This window comes from Luxibacter massiliensis (genome assembly GCF_900604355.1).
In the GTDB taxonomy this organism is placed as follows: domain Bacteria; phylum Bacillota; class Clostridia; order Lachnospirales; family Lachnospiraceae; genus Luxibacter; species Luxibacter massiliensis.
This window is the reverse complement of sequence record NZ_UWOE01000001.1, coordinates 696506-716100: the sequence shown is the minus strand read 5'-3', so window position 1 is coordinate 716100 and position 19595 is coordinate 696506. Positions and strand designations below refer to the sequence as shown.

Annotated in this window: 16 protein-coding genes and 2 riboswitches; of the genes, 5 read left to right on the top strand and 11 right to left on the bottom strand. The window is 47.5% G+C overall.

Annotated elements, in window-relative coordinates:
• The first annotated feature begins 103 nt into the window (after nucleotides 1-103).
• The 4 genes from EFA47_RS03515 to arcC all read left to right on the top strand — a co-directional run bounded on the left by EFA47_RS03515 (nucleotide 104) and on the right by arcC (nucleotide 4233).
• Nucleotides 104-1414, top strand: coding sequence for a YgeY family selenium metabolism-linked hydrolase (locus EFA47_RS03515; protein ID WP_122642034.1), 1311 nt, complete (start codon nucleotides 104-106; stop codon nucleotides 1412-1414).
• 92 nt (nucleotides 1415-1506) lie between these two features.
• The gene (ygeW, locus tag EFA47_RS03510) at nucleotides 1507-2700 is read left to right on the top strand and encodes a knotted carbamoyltransferase YgeW (protein WP_122642033.1); all 1194 of its coding nucleotides are present in this window, start codon (nucleotides 1507-1509) and stop codon (nucleotides 2698-2700) included.
• Between the two features lie 194 nt (nucleotides 2701-2894).
• Nucleotides 2895-3278 (top strand): RidA family protein, encoded by a 384-nt coding sequence (locus tag EFA47_RS03505; protein ID WP_122642032.1) that lies wholly within the window; start codon nucleotides 2895-2897, stop codon nucleotides 3276-3278.
• Nucleotide 3279: 1 nt separating this feature from the next.
• Nucleotides 3280-4233 carry a carbamate kinase gene (gene arcC / locus EFA47_RS03500; protein WP_122642031.1) on the top strand — a complete coding sequence of 318 codons (954 nt, stop codon included), beginning with the start codon at nucleotides 3280-3282 and terminating at the stop codon, nucleotides 4231-4233.
• 163 nt (nucleotides 4234-4396) lie between these two features.
• On the opposite strand, the gene xdhC is transcribed toward arcC, so the two are convergent.
• The 9 genes from xdhC to EFA47_RS03455 all read right to left on the bottom strand — a co-directional run bounded on the left by xdhC (nucleotide 4397) and on the right by EFA47_RS03455 (nucleotide 15830).
• Entirely contained in the window at nucleotides 4397-4894 is a 498-nt protein-coding gene (gene xdhC / locus EFA47_RS03495) for a xanthine dehydrogenase subunit XdhC (protein ID WP_122642030.1), read from the bottom strand.
• On the bottom strand, nucleotides 4887-5774 hold the full coding sequence (xdhB, locus tag EFA47_RS03490; RefSeq protein WP_122642029.1) for a xanthine dehydrogenase subunit XdhB: 888 nt from the start codon (nucleotides 5772-5774) through the stop codon (nucleotides 4887-4889). Before xdhB ends, xdhC begins: the two co-directional genes overlap by 8 nt.
• Nucleotides 5775-5792: 18 nt before the next feature.
• Nucleotides 5793-8090 carry a xanthine dehydrogenase subunit XdhA gene (gene xdhA / locus EFA47_RS03485; protein WP_122642028.1) on the bottom strand — a complete coding sequence of 766 codons (2298 nt, stop codon included), beginning with the start codon at nucleotides 8088-8090 and terminating at the stop codon, nucleotides 5793-5795.
• A 72-nt stretch (nucleotides 8091-8162) separates the two neighbouring features.
• Nucleotides 8163-9443 (bottom strand): amidohydrolase family protein, encoded by a 1281-nt coding sequence (locus EFA47_RS03480; RefSeq protein WP_122642027.1) that lies wholly within the window; start codon nucleotides 9441-9443, stop codon nucleotides 8163-8165.
• A gap of 50 nt (nucleotides 9444-9493) precedes the next feature.
• Nucleotides 9494-9589: riboswitch (purine riboswitch) on the bottom strand.
• Nucleotides 9590-9730: 141 nt separating this feature from the next.
• On the bottom strand, nucleotides 9731-10747 hold the full coding sequence (locus tag EFA47_RS03475) for a molybdopterin-binding protein (protein WP_122642026.1): 1017 nt from the start codon (nucleotides 10745-10747) through the stop codon (nucleotides 9731-9733).
• A 22-nt stretch (nucleotides 10748-10769) separates the two neighbouring features.
• Nucleotides 10770-12692 (bottom strand): NAD(+) synthase, encoded by a 1923-nt coding sequence (locus tag EFA47_RS03470; RefSeq protein WP_122642025.1) that lies wholly within the window; start codon nucleotides 12690-12692, stop codon nucleotides 10770-10772.
• Between the two features lie 140 nt (nucleotides 12693-12832).
• Nucleotides 12833-13708 carry an Hsp33 family molecular chaperone HslO gene (hslO, locus tag EFA47_RS03465; RefSeq protein ID WP_122642024.1) on the bottom strand — a complete coding sequence of 292 codons (876 nt, stop codon included), beginning with the start codon at nucleotides 13706-13708 and terminating at the stop codon, nucleotides 12833-12835.
• A 5-nt stretch (nucleotides 13709-13713) separates the two neighbouring features.
• Nucleotides 13714-14496: a class I SAM-dependent DNA methyltransferase gene (locus EFA47_RS03460; RefSeq protein ID WP_122642023.1), complete on the bottom strand. Its 783-nt coding sequence runs from the start codon at nucleotides 14494-14496 to the stop codon at nucleotides 13714-13716.
• 92 nt (nucleotides 14497-14588) lie between these two features.
• Complete coding sequence (locus tag EFA47_RS03455) at nucleotides 14589-15830, bottom strand: [Fe-Fe] hydrogenase large subunit C-terminal domain-containing protein (RefSeq protein WP_122642022.1); 1242 nt, start codon at nucleotides 15828-15830, stop codon at nucleotides 14589-14591.
• A 270-nt stretch (nucleotides 15831-16100) separates the two neighbouring features.
• Nucleotides 16101-16268, top strand: a riboswitch (M-box (ykoK) riboswitch).
• Nucleotides 16269-16458: 190 nt separating this feature from the next.
• Here EFA47_RS03455 and mgtE point away from each other — a divergent pair.
• Nucleotides 16459-17790 carry a magnesium transporter gene (gene mgtE / locus EFA47_RS03450; RefSeq protein ID WP_122644396.1) on the top strand — a complete coding sequence of 444 codons (1332 nt, stop codon included), beginning with the start codon at nucleotides 16459-16461 and terminating at the stop codon, nucleotides 17788-17790.
• A gap of 62 nt (nucleotides 17791-17852) precedes the next feature.
• On the opposite strand, the gene EFA47_RS03445 is transcribed toward mgtE, so the two are convergent.
• Both EFA47_RS03445 and ilvN read right to left on the bottom strand, forming a co-directional pair.
• On the bottom strand, nucleotides 17853-18878 hold the full coding sequence (locus EFA47_RS03445; protein WP_122642021.1) for a branched-chain amino acid aminotransferase: 1026 nt from the start codon (nucleotides 18876-18878) through the stop codon (nucleotides 17853-17855).
• Between the two features lie 204 nt (nucleotides 18879-19082).
• Nucleotides 19083-19592 carry an acetolactate synthase small subunit gene (gene ilvN / locus EFA47_RS03440; protein WP_122642020.1) on the bottom strand — a complete coding sequence of 170 codons (510 nt, stop codon included), beginning with the start codon at nucleotides 19590-19592 and terminating at the stop codon, nucleotides 19083-19085.
• Nucleotides 19593-19595 lie beyond the last annotated feature (3 nt).

Genomic DNA, 19595 nt, shown 5'->3' with positions numbered 1-19595 from the left:
ACCATTCACAGCTCTTATCTGGGAATCATCATCAACCAGGGACATAAATGATTTGACACAGCCTGGATACCTATAAATAATACATAATTAAAGGAGATATAAAATGGATTTTAGTAAAATCAAAGAAACGGCCCAAAATTACGAGGCGGATATGACAAAATTTCTCCGTGAAATTGTAAGATATCCCGGTGAAAGCTGCGATGAAAAAGCGCATATTGACCGGATTGCAGAGGAAATGAGAAAGCTGGACTTTGACAAGATAGAAATTGATCCACAGGGAAATGTTCTGGGTTTTATGGGGACAGGGGAAAAAATCATCGGCTTTGATGCACATATAGACACCGTGGGAATTGGCAATATTGACAACTGGGATTTTGACCCATATGAAGGCTATGAAAACGATATAGAAATCGGAGGCCGGGGTGTATCTGACCAATGCGGCGGTCTGGTTTCTGCAGTGTATGGCGCCAAAATTATGAAGGATTTAGGCCTTCTCAGTGATAAGTACACTGTCCTAGTAACTGGCACAGTACAGGAGGAGGACTGCGACGGCCTATGCTGGCAATACATTATTAACGAAGACCACATCCGCCCTGAATTTGTTGTCTCCACGGAGCCTACTGATGGAGGCATATACCGCGGCCAGAGAGGACGTATGGAAATCAAGGTAGAAGTCAAAGGAGTTTCCTGCCATGGTTCTGCCCCGGAACGGGGCGATAATGCGATTTACAAGATGGCTGATATTCTCCAGGATGTGCGTTCGCTTAATGAAAATGATGGGGGAAAAGAAAAGGCAGTTAAAGGCCTCGTAAAAATGTTGGATGAAGAATACAATCCCCAGTGGAAGGAGGCCCGTTTTCTCGGAAGAGGGACTATCACGGCATCGGAGATCTTTTTTACATCCCCAAGCCGCTGCGCGGTTGCAGACTCCTGCTCTGTTTCACTGGACCGTCGCATGACAGCCGGCGAGACCTGGGAGAGCTGCCTGGATGAAATACGAGCGCTGCCCAGTGTAAAAAAATATGGCAGTGATGTAAAAGTATCCATGTACAATTACGGCCGCCCTTCCTATACAGGACTGACCTATCCAATCGAATGCTATTTCCCCACATGGGTAATCCCTGAGGACCATCCTGTGACAAGGGCGCTTGAAGAAGCATATAAGGGTCTTTACGGGGATACCCGGATAGGAACCAGTGAAACCAAAGCCATGAGGAAAACCCGTCCCCTTACAGATAAATGGACATTTTCCACAAATGGCGTGTCCATCATGGGACGCAATGGAATTCCCTGTATCGGATTTGGCCCTGGGGCGGAGGCGCAGGCACATGCCCCAAATGAAAAAACATGGAAAGCAGATCTGGTAGTATGTGCGTCTGTATACGCTGTTCTGCCTACACTTTATTGTAAATAAGCGCAAAGGGGTCAGTCCCTTTTGCAAAAGAGACTGACCCCTTTGCCTTCCATTTTCAGAATATTCGCATAATTTAGGAGGACTTTATTCATATGAAAACATTGCAGGATTATATTGATAAGCTGAAATCTCTGAATTTTAAAGGCATGTACAATGGGGATTTTTTTCTGACTTGGGAAAAAACTGATGAGGAACTGGAGGCAGTATTTACCCTCGCTGATGCGCTCCGGCTTATGAGGGAAAACAATATTTCTACGAAAGTTTTCGAGAGCGGCCTTGGTATCTCGCTATTTCGTGACAATTCCACACGTACGCGTTTCTCTTTTGCTTCAGCCTGTAATCTGCTGGGCCTGGAGGTACAGGATCTGGATGAAGGGAAGTCCCAGGTGGCCCACGGCGAGACTGTAAGGGAAACCGCAAATATGATATCCTTTATGGCCGATGTTATCGGCATCCGTGACGATATGTATATTGGCAAAGGAAATGCCTACATGCACGAGGTCGCGGACGCTGTAACCCAGGGAAATAAAGATGGGATCCTAGAGCAAAAGCCAACCCTCGTAAATTTGCAGTGTGACATTGACCATCCAACCCAGGCCATGGCAGACATGCTCCACATGATGCATGAATTCGGAGGCGCCAAAAATCTGAAGGGCAAAAAACTAGCTATGACATGGGCCTACTCTCCTTCCTACGGCAAACCCCTGTCTGTACCCCAGGGGGTTATCGGACTGATGACACGCTTTGGCATGGATGTGGTACTTGCCCATCCCGAAGGTTATGAAGTATTCCCAGAGGTAGAAAACATTGCCGCCAAAAATGCAGAGAAATCCGGCGGTACTTTTAAGAAAACAAATAATATGGCAGAGGCCTTTAAGAATGCGGATATTGTCTATCCCAAAAGCTGGGCGCCCTTTGCGGCCATGGAAAAACGTACAGAGCTCTATGGAGCGGGGGATTTTGACGGCATTAACAAGCTGGAAAAGGAACTTCTCGCCCAAAATGCACAGCACAAAGACTGGGCCTGCACTGAAGATCTGATGGCCTCTACCAAAGCTGGGAAGGCGCTCTATATGCACTGCCTGCCCGCCGATATTTCTGGAGTGAGCTGTAAGGAGGGAGAGGTAGCTGCAAGCGTATTCGACCGATACAGGGATTCTCTTTACAAAGAGGCAAGTTATAAGCCATACATCATAGCCGCCATGATCTTCCTGGCAAAATTTGCCGACCCGGCAGATATTTTAGAAAAACTGCAGAAAAAGGGAACTCCCAGAATTTTCAAATAGCACCATAACGCCCCTGTTTTGTGCCGGCAGTTTTACAGATTCACTCCTCTTTTTAGCCAATGGGATACAGGACTTTCCTGGATCTTATAGCCTGCCCCCTGCAAAATACAAGCCAGAAGTTATCCTTTAGGGTATAGTTTCTTTTAGAAAAAACTGGTATGATAAACTAGAATAAATTTTAGGAGGTATTTGACATGTTAAATTATGTTGAGACAAAAAACGCACCAGCAGCAATCGGACCATATTCACAGGGAATTGTAGTAAACGGCATTGCTTTCTTTTCCGGCCAGATTCCCCTCTCGCCAGAGACCGGGGAAGTGGTAGGCACCACAATCCAGGAGCAGACTGAACAGGTTATGAAAAATATTGCCGGACTTCTGGAAAGCCAGAATGCAGATTTTAAAGATGTAGTTAAAGCTACCTGTTTTTTGGCAGATATGGGGGATTTTGCTGCTTTCAATGAAATATATGCAAAATACTTCGTGGGAAAGCCAGCACGTTCCTGTGTGGCTGTAAAAGAACTGCCGAAAGGAGTTTTGTGTGAAGTAGAGACCATCGCATATATGGGAGGAAAATAATATGGCCAAAAAGCAGCGGATTGTCATCGCACTGGGAGGGAATGCACTGAGCAATACCCTGCCGGAGCAGATGGCGGCCGTAAAGATTACTGCATGTGCCATTGTTGACTTGATTGAGGAGGGCTGTGAGGTCGTGGTTGCCCACGGCAACGGCCCTCAGGTCGGAATGGTAAATAACGCAATGCTTGCCCTTGCCCATGAGGATCTTAAACAGCCCAACACCCCTTTGTCTGTCTGTGTGGCAATGAGCCAGGCGTACATAGGGTATGATTTACAAAATGCTCTCAGGGAGGAGCTTTTAAACCGCAAAATCAAAGATATACCTGTAGCCACCATGATTACACAAGTCCGCGTGGATCCTGATGATCCTGCATTTAAAAACCCCTCAAAGCCTATTGGGCGTTTCATGGATCAAGAGCAGGCAAAGGAGATGGCCGCCCGGTATGACTATATTATGAAAGAAGATGCGGGCCACGGCTACCGCCGTGTTGTGGCCTCCCCCAAACCCCAGGAAATCATCGAGATGGGCACCATCCGCACAATGGTGGACTCTGGACATCTTGTCATTGCCTGCGGAGGAGGCGGAATCCCGGTCGTCCGCCAGGGCAACCATTTACAAGGCGCCAGCGCCGTCATAGACAAGGATTTTGCAAGCTGCCTTCTTGCCAGGGAGCTGGACGCTGACTTTCTGATTATTCTGACTGCTGTTGAGAAAGCCGCTGTGAATTTTGGGACACCCGCTGTAAGATGGCTGGATAACATCTCTGTCAGCCAGGCCAGGCGTTATATAGAAGAAGGCCATTTCGCCCCTGGCTCTATGCTGCCCAAGGTACAGGCCGCCATAGAGTTTGCGGAATCCAAGCCAGGGCGCAAGGCGCTAATCACCTTACTCCAAAAGGCAAAGGAAGGCATACAGGGAACTACAGGCACATGCATCAGCTTAGGCCATGTCTGATGATTTGTTGCGCTTTTTCCTACACTTCACTGCCGCCGTATATAATCCAATGCTTCAAACAGTCTCTTATGCACTATCAGTTTCCACACATATTGCCTTAGTTTACCCAGCCATTCCGGGTAAACTACAGGGCACTTTTACGGCAAATCAATAACAAGCATATTTAAAGACTCTTATTTCCAAGTCTCTGATGCATAGTTTTCTCCACAGCATTCAATATATTTTCATACCCTGTACAGCGGCACAGATGTCCGGACAAAAGTTTTCTCAGTTCATCCCTGGTATAGTGCTTGCCCGATTCCAGGATTTCTACCGCACTCATGATGATGCCGGGAGTACAGAAACCACACTGAACCGCCGCTTCATCCATAAATGCCTGCTGAATGTCTGACAATTCCCCGGCAGGGTCCATCAGGCCCTCCAGTGTCCGTATTTCTCTGCCATCTGCCCAAATGGCCAGATAAATACAGGAATTATAACACTCCCCGTCTATGATTACATTGCAGGCGCCACATTCGCCTACCTCACACCCCTTTTTTACGCTGGTCAGCCGGTAATCATTCCTGAGCATATCTGTGAGGGATGCCCGTACATCCACCATCGTCTCCCGCTTCTTGCCATTGATTGTACACCGTACCAGCTTATACTGCCTTTCACTCATAAACCACACCTCCTGCCAGCAGGACAGATTCCTTCAGCGCCCTGTTTAAGAGCACACCTGCAATATGCTCCCTGAAAGCCTTGCTGGCCCTCCAACTGTCTCTGGGAGTGATATCTTTGAGAACAGCCTTTCCTGCCCTCTCAATGGCCTCCATAGACACTGCCTGCCCCCTGGCCTCTGACTCTGCACATACAGCGCGCAGGGGGACCGGGCCTGCCACACCATAGGCAATCCTAACATCCTCCATATACTTCTTATCTTCCGACAGCTTTACATTAACTGAACACCCAAGAGTGGCAATATCCATTGCATTTCGCATTGCATACTTAATATAATGCCCACGGTATCCGTCATACGACTCCCTAGAAATTAAAATTGCAGTCTGTATTTCCCCGGGCCTTAGGTCTACCTGTCCGGCCCCTACATAGAACTTCTCAATAGGCAGGCGGCGTATTCCTCCGGGGCCAGTCAGCTCCACCACAGCGTCCCAGGCCAGAAGTGTGGACGCAGAATCTGCAGATGTAACACCGTTGCAGGTATTGCCGCCTATTGTGCCTATGTTCCTGATCTGGGGCCCGCCTACCTTATCCACGGCCTCTCCCAATACAGGAATATATTTTTGGATCAGAGGATCCCGGGTAATATGGGAAAAGCTAGTCAATGACCCTATCTTAAGCGTCCCATTCTCTAAAAGCGTAATTCCCCTCAGCTCCTCCAGGCCGAAAATACTTACAAGCTCCACGCCCGCCCTTCTGCCCTCCCGTATCTGGACCAGGACATCGCTGCCCCCGGCAATAATCTGGGCCTGTGGGTGTTCCTCCAGCAGCTGTATCCCATGGGATACACTCTTGGCCTCATATAGTGCTTTTATATCATACATACTTTTCTCCTCCTCCCCCTATATCAGGCCCTCCTCCCTGAAACGCTCAAATAGTATATGAGGAGTCAGGGGAATCTCATTTATCCCTATTCCCACTGCCTGCATAAGTGCATTCCTGACAGCAGGAGCCACAGAACAGACCGGCGGCTCTCCGAGAGCCTTGGTCCCATATGCACTGGTTGGCTCATAATTCTCTATAAACTGCCCTTCCAGATGGGGATGGTCCATAAATGTAGAAAGCTTGTAGTCCAGCAGATTATTGTTCAAAGGCCTGCCGCTCTTCTCATCAAATAACAGACGCTCGGAAAGTCCATAGCCGATTCCCATGCTCATGCCCCCGTGTACCTGCGCAAGAGCAAGAGACGGGTTAATGAGCCTGCCGCAGTCATGGACATTGATAATCTGAGCCAAAGTCACCCTGCACGCTGGTATATCCACCTCTACCTCTGCAAACGTACAGCCGAAAGAATATGCATTAGACTTGGCCTGGTATGTACTCTCCGCCGTCAAATGCCCGTTATGCGCCAGGCTGTACAGCTTTCTGGACGCCAGCTCCTCCAGGCCCATCACGGCCTCCTGGCCCTCCATACGGACAATCATGCCATTGACAATATCCATGCTGCCCTTCGCCTGTCCTGTCAATTCCTGTGCCGCTTCCAGAATACGGGTTTTTAAAAGTTCTGCCGTCTGCTGGATAGAAAATCCTGCCATATATGTCTGCCTGGATGCATAGGCCCCTGTCCCAAAAGGAGTGACGTCCGTGTCCTGCACACTTATCACATGAATCTGCCCAAATGGGATGCCCAGCGTCTCTGCCGCCATCTGGGCAAAGGCTGTATCCGCCCCCTGCCCGATTTCTGTCTCCCCCACCTGCACCTGGACAGATCCATCCTGGTTCAGCACCATCCGGCAGGAAGATGTCTCCAGGGAAATAGGCCAAACCCCTGTATTATACCAAAAAACCGCCATACCAACGCCCTTTTTTATTTCTCCGCTTTGCCCCGCATAATCCTGCAATTTCCGGTCATAGTCTATGTAATCCTTTCCTTTCTCCATACACTGGTGGAAGGTGTCATAATAATTTACATTTTTAGAAAAGTCATCTTTATATCCCTTGGGCATCAAATATTTCCAGCGAAATTCATAGGGGGACATCCCCAGCGCCGATGCCACATCATCTGTATGGCTCTCCACCGCAAACATAGCCTGGGGAATGCCATATCCTCTCATGGCCCCTGACACCGGCTTATTTGTAAATACTGTATAGGCATCAGCTTCCACATTGGGACAGGGATATAGCTGGGGAAATGCGCCCATGCCTTTCGCCGCAATGCTATGCCCATGTGATGCATAGGCCCCCTGGTCAGAAAAACATTCCATTTTACGGGCTGCAAAACTCCCGTCTGGCCTGACATAGGAAATAATATGGGTGCGCACTGCATGGCGGACACGGTTTGAAACAAAAGTTTCTTCCCGCGGCACATCCAGCTTCACCAGTCTCCCTCCCACTGCTTTACTTAAATATGCGCACAACGGCTCATACAGTATATCCTGCTTATTCCCAAATCCGCCCCCTATATAAGGCTTAATGACCCGTACCTGCCCCCAGGGCACGCCCAAGGCCTGGCCTGTCACCCTGCGGCAGATATGAGGGATCTGGGTGGATGAGACAATCACATACCGGCCTTGCTCCATATAGGCATAACAAATAAAGTTTTCGATGTGGCAGTGCTGGACTGTAGGCGTGTCATACCATCCCTCTACTTTAATCAATCCAGGTTCCTGCCTGGCTTTTTCATAATCTCCATTTCTTATGGATGTATGCTTTAAAACATTCCCCGGAAATGTATCGTGTATCTGGGGCGCGCCATCTTCCATAGCTTTTTGTACATCCAGCACCAGGGGCAGCTCTTCATACTCTACCCTTATGGCCTGCAAGGCCCGGGAGGCGGCAACTTCGTCCTCTGCCACCACAGCGGCCACATCATCCCCGTAGAAACGGACATGCTTTGTCAAAAGCAAGCGGTCAGCCACATCCTGATGCTCAGGATCCGTGGACCAGGGGTGCCCTGCAGTCGGAAAATAATTTGCAGGCACGTCAAAGCAAGTCACAATCTTGACCACACCCGGTATTTTTTCTGCCTGTGCGGTAACAATTGATTTGACGATTCCATGGGCCACCGTCGAATGCAGTATTTTGGCAATGTATGCACTCTGATCACAGATATCATCCGTATATTTGGCCCGCCCCGTCACTTTCTCAAAGGCATCAACACGCTTTACACTCTTCCCTATAATCCGATCCCTCTCTGTCATATTCTGCACCCCGCCTTTCAAACATACGCCAGCTTACTGCCATGGAGGCTTTGGCACCCATGCCTTCCCCTTTCAAAAAAGTCTGGCACCCTTTACATACTTTGCATAAATTTCCCGGTCATCTGAAAAATAAACCATACGCTCCAAACGCTTCTTTACATCCATTTCCATAGGTGTCTTTAGTCTGGAATCATCCAGCACAACCGCATCCATCTCATATCCAGGCTCAAAACTTCCCACCTTTCCAAAAAATTCTCCTCCTCCCTTGGTGGACATATAAAATACTTCCTCCACGCCCAGAGGCTTCAGCGAAGCATCCTGAAGCCTCCACCTCAGCTTAGAGGCCTGGATGGCATGTGCCATGGCGGCAAAAATGCTCTCTGTAGATCCCCCCGCCACGTCACTTCCCAGGCCGATATGCAGTCCTGCATCCAAGAACTTCCTTACCGGAGCCACACCGGAGGCAATATTCATATTTGACTCCGGGCAATGAGCCACAAAAACGCCATTTTCCTTCATTCTCTGAATTTCTCTGTCATCCGAATATACACAATGGGCCATCACTGTATGGCAGTCTGCCCCGAATAACCCAAATTTGTCATAAGCATCCCCATAAAATTCAGACCACGGGCACAATTGCTCCACCCATGCAATCTCCCCGGGATTCTCAGATAAATGTGACTGCAAAGGCACCTGATAGCGCGTCTGTATCATTTTTAGCTTTTCCATCAGGGCATCTGTGCAGCTTGGCGTAAAGCGGGGCGTCAGAATGGGTTCTGTATGTTTATATTTCTTATGCCGCACATCCTTAATCCATTCCACCGTCTCAAGGGCCGAATCTTTTGCAGAACCCTCCCTGATATAATCCGGGCAGTTCCGGTCCATATTCACTTTCCCCACCATGGTGGCAAGTCCCGACTCCTCCAGCATATCCATCAGAAGCAGCGTCGCCTCTCTGTGCACTGTGGCAAAAATACAGGCTCTCGTTGTTGCGCTCCCCTTTAAATTTTCCACAAAAATCTTATAGGCCTCCCGGGCATATTCCAAATCTGAAAACCTGGCCTCCTCAGGGAATGTATTTGTCTCAAGCCACTCCAAAAGTTCCATATCCATCCCCAGCCCCCGGTAAGAATACTGAGGGGCATGCACATGGAGATCTGTCAGGCCAGGAATGACCAGCCTGTTTTCATAATCAATGACAGGATACCCGCCAAATGCAAAAGGCAGAGTCTGGTACACCCCTTGTACAAGTCCATTTTCACAGACAATATACCCGTGTTCAATGATTTCCAGCTCCTCTGCACTTTTACTATAGACTATATTTCCTTTTAAAATAAAAATAGATTCATTCATCTTCCTGCGCCTCCTTCTTTACCTTCCAGCAATACAAGTAACTGCAGGGCCTTCACCCTGCAGAAACTTATAGTCAACTATTCCGGTAGTTGGTAGAAACGTCCATCCGATTATGAACCTATATAAGTATCATTGCTATTCAATTATTTTCTTTTTATTATACTACCATTCCTGCTATTATCTGTCAATATAGATTCCAGCCGGTTATACCAAAGGACATCCCATAATTCATGCCCCTTATGGGGCGGGCAGGCTACGCCTTATAAAGAATGCCTTTGGATATAATTTCACTTCCCAAACCCACAGTTAGGGTATGTACAGACAGGGCAGGAGAGGCATAACCCACCTTCCCCAAGGCTAGTAAAATCTTCGCAGGCAAGCCGTTCACCCGCAGCAAGCCTGGGCAATACGAGGTCAAACACCGTCCTTTTTGCATACATTACACAGCCTGGCAGTCCCACAACAGGAATGCCCTTTGCATAGGCCAGCATAAACATGGCCCCTGGCAGGACTGGAGCGCCATAGGTAATTACCTGATCCGACACATTGCGGATAGCCAGGGGAGTCCTGTCATCCGGATCAACACTCATCCCTCCAGTGCATACCACCATATCCACATCTTTGGCGAGCCACTCCTGTATCGCTTTTTCCACCATTTCAGGATCGTCGCTGCATACTGTATGCCCAATTGCCTCGATACCAAATTCCCCCAGCTTTTCCTCCACAACTGGTGTAAACTTATCCTCTATACGCCCATAATATACTTCATTTCCAGTAGTCACAATCCCTGCCCGCCTGCAGATAAATGGCAGAATATCAAAAATAGTTTCCCCTTCACATGCCGCCTGGGCCCGTCCCATTTTTTTCTCTTCTATCACCAGAGGGACCACCCGCATTCCGGCAATCTTATCCCCTTTTTTTACAGGAAAGTCCCCATGCCTCGAAGCAATTACAATTTCTCCCATAGCATTTAGGGACTCCAGCTTGTCCCGGCTAACCTTTAAAAGTCCGTTTATCTGGGCCGTCAGCTCTATTTTCCCTTCTTTCGGCTCTGACGCTTCCATGAAACTGCCCTGGCATACTTGGCGCAGGATCTCCGCCGCCTCATTTTCATGGAGCATCCCTTCCTGGTTCTCCCATACATATAGATTTTCTTTTCCCACAGAGAGCAGGGTTGGGATATCCTCTGCTTTTACCACATGGCCTTTTCTAAAAACCGCATCTTTTGTAACACCGGGTATAATTTGGGTGATATCATGGCAGAGCACGCATCCTTCTGCCTCCTCTGTTTTTATCAGTTTCATAAGTGCCTTGGCCTCCTTTCCGTCAGTCCGCCTGTGATATCGCCTCCAGATCTTTCATCCACAGGGCCACACAAGCATCGCTGGGCATCCTCCAATCCCCTCTTGGGGAAAGCGCCACCGTCCCCACTTTCGGGCCGTCAGGCAGGCAGGAACGTTTAAACTGCTGTGAGAAGAATCTGCGGCAGAAGATTTCAAGCCACTTTAGTATGGCGGCTGTACCATATCTGTCCTCAAATGTTTCTGCGGCGATCCTGTAAATCTTACTTGGCTCATAGCCAAACCGGAGCATATAATATAAAAAGAAATCGTGCAGCTCATAAGGGCCTACTAAATCTTCCGTTATCTGGGCAATGCTGCCCTCTTTCGGAGGAAGCAGTTCTGGACTGACAGGTGTATCCAGCACATCATACAGCACTTCCTGAAGCTCCCTGTCCTTCGCCGTATCTGCAGCATACTTCACCAGATGACGAACCAAGGTCTTAGGCACAGAAGCATTGACACCATACATGGACATATGGTCTCCATTGTAGGTTGCCCATCCCAGAGCCAGCTCAGACATATCCCCGGTGCCAATGACCATACCGTTTTTCTCGTTGGCAATGTCCATCAACACCTGCGTACGCTCCCTTGCCTGGGCATTTTCATAGGTCACATTGTGATCCTCAGGGTCATGCCCTATATCCCTAAAATGCACATTTACGGCATCTGCTATTCTTACTTCTTTTAACTCTGCCCCCACCTGAACGGCCATTTTACAGGCATTCTGGTATGTCCTGTCTGTTGTCCCAAAGCAGGGCATTGTCACTGCAATGATCCTCTTCTTCTCCCATCCAAGCATATCAAATGCCTTTGCAGCCACCAGCAGGGCCAGGGTAGAATCCAGGCCTCCAGAGATCCCTACCACTGCAGTCTTAGCCCGGGTATGGGCAAGACGTTTTTTCAGGCCCATGGCTTGAATGGTAAGAATTTCCTCACACCTTTCCTCTCTCTCTTGTTCATTGTCCGGGACAAAAGGCATTTGGGAAAAGCGCCTCGTAAGCTCTGTTTCCTCCAACTCAATATGAAACGGTATTCTGGGAAGTTTTCTCTCCTCTGGGGCTTTAAAGGTAGTATTTTTTCTTCTCTCTCCTACCAAACGATATATATCAATTTCCGAATAAATAATATTGTTCCTAAAACGCTCTGATTCCTTGAGGACAACTCCATTCTCTGTTATCAGGTTGTGGCCCCCGAACACCAAATCTGTTGTAGACTCTCCCTCTCCTGCATTGGCATATACATACCCTGCAATCAGCCGTGCAGACTGGCCCCGTATCAGATTCCTGCGATATCCATCCTTGCCGATTGTCTCGTCACTGGCAGAACAGTTCACGATCACAGCCGCGCCTTCCATGGCAGCATATATGCTGGGCGGTATAGGGGACCATACATCCTCGCACACCTCAGCGGATACGACCAGTTCTTCCATAGAAGCTGCCTGAAAAAGAATCTGGGGGCCAAATGGAACCCTGTTCCCCTCGAAAAGAATCTCCTGGGCGTTTTGGGGCCCCGGCGTAAAATGGCGCATCTCATAAAACTCTCCATAGTTTGGAAGAAATGTTTTAGTGGTAAACCCAAGCACTTCCCCTCTGTTCAATGCCGCCGCCACATTGTACAGCTTCCCATCCACACTGAGGGGAGTTCCCACAAACACAATCATATCCTTATCTGATGTAAAAGAGGCAATTTTCAGCAATGCATTGCGCGCCTCCCGAAGCAGTACCTCCTGTGAAAACAAGTCCCCGCATGTATACCCTGTGATACATAACTCTGGAAATACTACAATCTTGGCTCCTTCACTTGCTGCCTCCCCCATCGCCCCACATATTTTTTCCGTATTATATGCCACATCCGCCACCCGGATATCTGGCGTGGCCGCAGCTACCTTTACGAATCCCTGTCTCATATCTGACCTCCTTTTTTTATTCCCGCGAGCAACGAGCCAGGCGGACATATTTACATGTCCATTTGGCGGCTGCCGCGAGGGTCTAATACCCAGATGCTTGCATCGGGGTCTTTGACTTTGCTGTCCCCTGTATCTATAGGCTAATGGCTCTTCTCCAGCAATACCTTGAGTTCATCTACAGAATATTGATATGCTGTATTGCAGAAATGACATTTCACCTCAATGTCCTCACCGTCATTGATCATAGACTGTATATCTTTTTTTCCTATACTGATTATCGCTTTTTCAATCCGTTCCTTTGAACAGCTGCAGTTAAACTGTGCTGCAAGAGTATCCGTGACCTCCATATCAAATCCTTTAAGTACCTGGCCCAGCATTTCCTGAGGCGTATGCCCGCCATCCAGCATAGTGGTAACCGGGGGGATTTCCTGTATATTTTCTTCCAGCCTGCCAAGAGCCTCCTCTTCAATAAAAGGCATGACCTGTACGATAAACCCGCCTGCACACCTGACAGTATTATCCTTCTCCATCAGCACACCCAGTCCCACAGAAGAGGGGACCTGCTCAGAGGCGGCAAAATAGTATGTAAGATCTTCTGCAATCTCACCTGTCTTAAGAACTGTCTGGCCGCAATATGGTTCTTTAAGTCCCATATCTTTAATTACATTTAAAAATCCCGCTCCAAGCGCTCCGCCTACATCTAGCTTTCCATTCTTTGGGGGGAGCATCACATCTGGATTGTTGACATATCCCTTCACATTTCCTTTGCTGTCGGCTGTCACTGTCATGCCCCCTATAGGACCTGCACATTTTACCTGCAGAGTCAGCATGTCACTGGGATTTTTCATCATACTCCCCATCATCACTGCCCCTGTCAGAAGCCGTCCCAGGGCAGCCGTCCCAACCGGACTTGTGTTGTGGCGCCTTCTCGCCTCCTCCACCAACTCTGTGGAATCCACTGCAAAGGCGCGGATTTGCGCATTCGCCGCTGTAGCTCTTACTATATAATCTGACATTTCTGTCACTCTCCTTTTCCTGCTATCATATAAATTCTTTCGCTCTTCTCTGACGGGGCATTTTGGGTGAATGCATCAAAGGCTGCCAGAAAACGTAGTCCTGATTGTTTCACCAGCCTTTTCATCTCCACAAAAGTATAGGCCCTCTGATAATGTGTCTCCTCATATTTTCTGTACAGAGGCTCTTCTGCTATATCCTGCTCTTTAATGAACAGGCTCAGCTCATATTCGTTAATCTTCTCTTCCTCATAATAATAATTATCCCAAATAAAGCTGCATTCCTCACGGTTTTCTGCAATTGTGCGCTGTCCTAAAACCTCACGGTATTTATATTCCGTATTGAAATCAAAAATAAAAATTCCGTCTGGATCCAGATAATTGTCTGCCCATTTAAAGACCTGCAGTATCTCTTCTGGTTCTGTAATATAATTCAAAGAATCACAAATACTATAAATCGCCCTCACTGTTCCATATAATTCAAATTCTCTCATATCCTGCTGCAGATAAAGAATATCATGGCCAGAGCGGATCCGCTTGTCTAGGGCAATCTCCAGCATGTCCGCTGAACTGTCCACTCCAATCATATCATACCCGGCCTCTGCCATCAGCTCAGCCATAGTGCCTGTCCCACATCCCAAATCCAGCACAAGGCCTTCCTTTATATGATATTCCTCCAGAAGTCCCCGCAGATACAGGCACCATTCTTCATAAGGGACATTGTCCATAAATGTATCGTACACTTTTGCAAAGCTATTATAAGCTGCAGGCCCGCATGTGGTGTCCTTCATCCTATCCTCTCCCTTCACGGCCCATACAGTATACCACATTTTATTATAAGAAGTCCACCCGGCTGCAAAGGGCATACCTGACAGAATACTTTCTAAAACCGGCGTACAAACAAGCTTTCATCCTCCAGCAATTCTTCTACTGTCCCGAATCCCAATTTCTCCATCAGCTTCATGACATATGGGTTTTCCAGAGGTGTTTTAAAGGCTGCCTCCTGCACATAACCTTCTACATTTTTTCTTCCCTGTTCTCTGTCTAATATGGCCCTGGGGCCTCCCACACAGCCCCCCGCGCATCCCATCCCTTCAAAAAAGTTGGCTGTCACCTCACCTTTCATAAGCCTTGCCAGCAGTTGGCGGCACCCCTGGATGCCGTCGGCCTGTTCTGCTTCTACATGGAACGTCCCATCCTCCTTGAGCTGCCCGGCAGTTATTTTGACAGCCTCACTTACCCCGCCAGTATATGCATACATGCGTCCCGCCCCGGAGGAATGGTCTTTCTCGCTTTCCGGCAATGTTTCGGGGTGGATATGGGCAGCCTCAAAAATATCCTTTACCTCCTGGAAGGTCAGGACATAATCTACTGCATCTGCAATGTCAGGTTCCCTGGCCTCACTCTTTTTTGCCATGCAGGGCCCTACAAACACGGTGACTGCATCTGGATGCAGGCGCTTAACCACCCGCCCACAGGCAACCATTGGGGACACTGCCCCCGGCACATGGGGGAGCAGTTCATTGTATACCTTTCTGATCATAGCGATCCATACAGGGCAACAGCAGCTGGTCAACTGGAAATCTCCCTTCTGGTGTATATGTCTGTTAAATTCCAGGGCTTCTTTCATTGTCAGGATGTCTGCAAACAAAGCCACTTCCACCATCCCCTCAAATCCCAGGGCCTGAAATGCAGCCCTTAATTTTCCTGCCGTTGCCTGTTCCCCAAACTGCCCTAGAAAAGCGGGGGCTACAAGAGCATAAGCTGGGCCCTTCCCTTCACGTACCCTCTTCATAGCGGCCAATATATCCCTGCCGGCTGTCAGTTTTCTATTCTCACATGCCTCCACACACACAGCACAGCCGGTACATTTATCAGGATTGATATGCAGCTTTCCATCTTCCGATTCCTCAATGGCGTCAAAGACACAGCTATTGCTGCAGGCTCTTTCAAAACTGTCTGAACACTCACTGCAGCTCTCTGTATAGATGACCGGGGCATATTTCTCTGGATGGAGCAGGCAGTCCAAATGGCGGGGATCGTATCCTGGAGGGAGCGGTTCATCTAAACAGACCTTTCTGTTAAGTATATCCTTATACAATTCTTCAAAGCTTTTATCCTGCATACCATATCCTCCTTTTAGGCCATGATTTTTTACATGAGCCTTTAATACTATTATTTAAGTATGGACCAAAGGACCATCTGATATGCGCGGCGGCTTCTTTATTTAATTGCTATTCTCCGCAGATGGCATTACTTTCTCCATATTCTTAAATATTTCCGGCTCTTCAGGCAGCGCAGAGGTTCATAACTACAAAAGTATTGGCAGGTATGCCTGAAAAATATTTTTCTTGACATCAATTTCCCTTTGCACTACAATAAGTTGAGAAATAAATAATTATTTCGGTAGGTGAGGCTACCACAGGGATTTGGTTTTTCCTGAGATTGCTGCCGCAGAATTGTGGAGACACAATGAGCTGGTTAGCAGGCTATGTCGTGAAGGCATAACCTAATGCAATTGATATGCCCTGTGATGCTAAAGCTTGAACGATGCACGCATTCAGAGGATTATTATACTCCGTCATTGTTCAGGCAGTGACGGAGTTTTTTATATCCTAAAAAGCAGATCTGATTGAACGGCAAATGTCCAGTCAGGTATATCGAAAAGAAAGGTGGTGAGGTTATGGACGCAGGCGCCAGTTATCATTCGTGGTGTAACCAGATAATCAATACAGATTGGAGATGTAATTATGATGGACAAAATTATATTTACAGATCTTCTCCTGCAGCATCAGTATGTCGCTGCGAGAAGTATTCTGGAAGTTATGAACGAAGTGGACATAGCCTCCCTTCTTTCCGAATTAAATGACAGGGAGCTGGCAATTGCCTTCCGCCTGATTTCTAAAAATAAGGCAGCGGAAGTGTTTGCCAACATGAATAATTCCATGCAGACTTACCTAGTGGAAGTCTTCACAGAAAAAGAATTAAAGGATCTGCTGGATGATCTATATATGGACGATACTGTAGATCTGCTTGAAGAACTGCCCGCTAACCTTGTAACCCGGATTCTGGATACAGTCAGCCAGCCTGAAAGGAACCTGATCAACCTGCTCTTAAACTATCCAGATGACAGTGCAGGCAGTATCATGACAACTGAATATGTGGGACTTAGGAAAACCATGACTGTGGCTGAATCCATGGCCCATATTAAAAGGACAGGGATACATAAGGAAACTATTTACACCTGCTATGTCACAGACAGAAGGAACCTGGCCGGCATCGTGACCGCCAAAGACCTGATGACAGCAGAAGATGATATACTTATTAAAGACATAATGGAAACAGAAATTATATCTGTCAATACCCACACAGACAAGGAGGAAGTTGCACAGCTTTTTACCAAATATGATCTGCTGGCCATTCCCGTGCTTGATGCAGATAACCTCATGGTTGGCATTGTCACTTTTGATGATGCCATGGATGTCATGGTGGAGGAGGCAACCGAGGACATCACAAAGATGGCTGCTATGAGTCCCAGTGAACGCCCGTATTTTGAGACATCTGTATTTGCCCATGCCCGGCACCGTATAACCTGGCTGTTGATCCTGATGTTTTCCGCCACTATTACAGGCACGATTATCACCCGCTACGAGGATGCCTTTTCTGCTGTCCCTCTCCTTGTCTCCTTCATTCCCATGCTTATGGATACAGGGGGAAACTGCGGGTCCCAGAGTTCAACTTTAATTATCCGTGGGATTGCCCTGGATGAAATACATTTTGGGGACATATTTAAGGTCATGTTCAAGGAGTTCAGGGTTTCTCTTATCGTAGGCGTAGTCCTGGCAGCAGCAAATGGCATACGAATTCTGATTATGTACAAAAATACCAGCCTTGCCCTGGTTATCGGACTGTCACTGGCCGTTACAGTCATTTTATCTAAGCTTATCGGCTGTATACTGCCGCTGGCCGCAAAGAAGTTACACCTGGACCCTGCAATTATGGCCTCGCCGCTGATCACCACACTGGTGGATACATGCTCCATCCTGGTATATTTTAACATAGCTACCCGGATATTTACCCTGTGAAAATAAATTCAAGCCAGAAAAAGGAAAATACTTTGCACTTTCCTTTTTCTGGCTGCATTTTGTTACCTGATTACCTTAATCCAACCCTTTGGAGCTTCAATATGGCCCATCTGGATTCCTGTCAGTGTATCATACAATTTCTGTATTGTTGCGCCCATTTTCTCCATTCCGCTTGGGAAACAGATCTCTTTTCCATGATCCACGATTTTCCCTACAGGAGAAATTACAGCCGCCGTACCGCAGAGGCCACATTCAGCAAAATCTTTTACCTCTTCAAAATACACATCCCTCTGCTCTACTTCCATGCCGAGATAGTGCTCTGCCACATAAAGAAGTGAACGCCTTGTAATAGAAGGCAGGATTGTATTCGAATGCGGCGTTACTACTTTATTATCCTTTGTGATAAAAATAAAGTTTGCCCCCCCTGTCTCCTCCACTTTGGTCCTGGTGGCTGAATCCAGGTACATATTCTCATCAAAACCATTTGCATGTGCTGTTACAATAGCATGAAGGCTCATAGCATAATTGAGCCCCGCTTTAATATGCCCTGTCCCGTGGGGTGCTGCCCTGTCAAAATCAGATACGCACAGTGTAAGAGGTTTTGCTCCCCCCTTAAAATATGGCCCCACAGGTGTAGTGAATACCCTGAACTGATATTCATCCGCCGGTTTTACGCCAATAACTGGGTTAATCCCAAACATATATGGCCGGATATACAATGTGGCGCCAGATCCATAAGGGGGGACATAGTCTGCATTCGCCTGTACGACCTGCTCCACAGCCTCCACAAACCTTTCTTCAGGAAACGGCGGCATTTCCAGCCTTTTTGCAGAGTCTGCCATCCTTTGCGCATTCAAGTCTGGCCTAAATGCCACAATATGGCCGTCCTCCGTGGTATATGCCTTCAGTCCTTCAAATATTGTCTGCGCATACTGTAAAACTCCTGCACACTCATTCATGACAATATTCGCATCCCCGGTGAGGGTACCTGCGTCCCACTTTCCATCCTTATAGTTGGACACATATCTCTGTTCCGTCGCAATATAACTAAAACCCAGATTTTCCCAGTCAATATTTTTCTTGTCCATCTGTATCTCCTCCAATCCCCTGCCTTATGGCAGCATGTTTACTATCCTGAGGCCATTATAATACCTAAATCCCCAAAACACAAGAGCGCACTCTGTTTTCGAATCTAAATTAACGAAAAACCTTTTTACCCTGCATATAAGCCAGCCCCCTGGCTTTGCAAACTAGGCCGGACTGTGTCTGCCCCCATATAAGTACAACCAAAATTACCGCTCCATCATGCTGATAGATTCGATCCCTACACTTCCCCCACGGACAACTTCGATGTTTTTGAACTCTTCCTTCATAAGTTTGATAACTGCATCATTTTTTGTGGCGGTCTGCACGAACTCCAGCAGCAGGCTGTCCTTTCCATAGTCAATGACCCTGGCTTTAAAAGTATCTGCAATCTGGAACAGTTCTACTTTATCTTCCTTTGTGCACTTCTTTACTTTTACATATAAGATCTCCTTCATACGTACAAAAATATCCGTAAAGTCAATAACCTTAATAACTTCCACAAGACGGTTCAGCTGCTTCTTAATCTGCTCAAAGGTTTCATCATCACTGACTGTCGCGATTGTCATCCTGGAAACTGTGAGATCCTCCGTGGTTCCCACAGTAAGGCTGTCCAGGTTGTATGACTTTCCAGAAAAAAGGCCGGATATCTTGGACAGGACCCCCACCTGGTTCTCTACATATAATGAAATCCATCTTTTTTTTGTATTATTCTCCATACC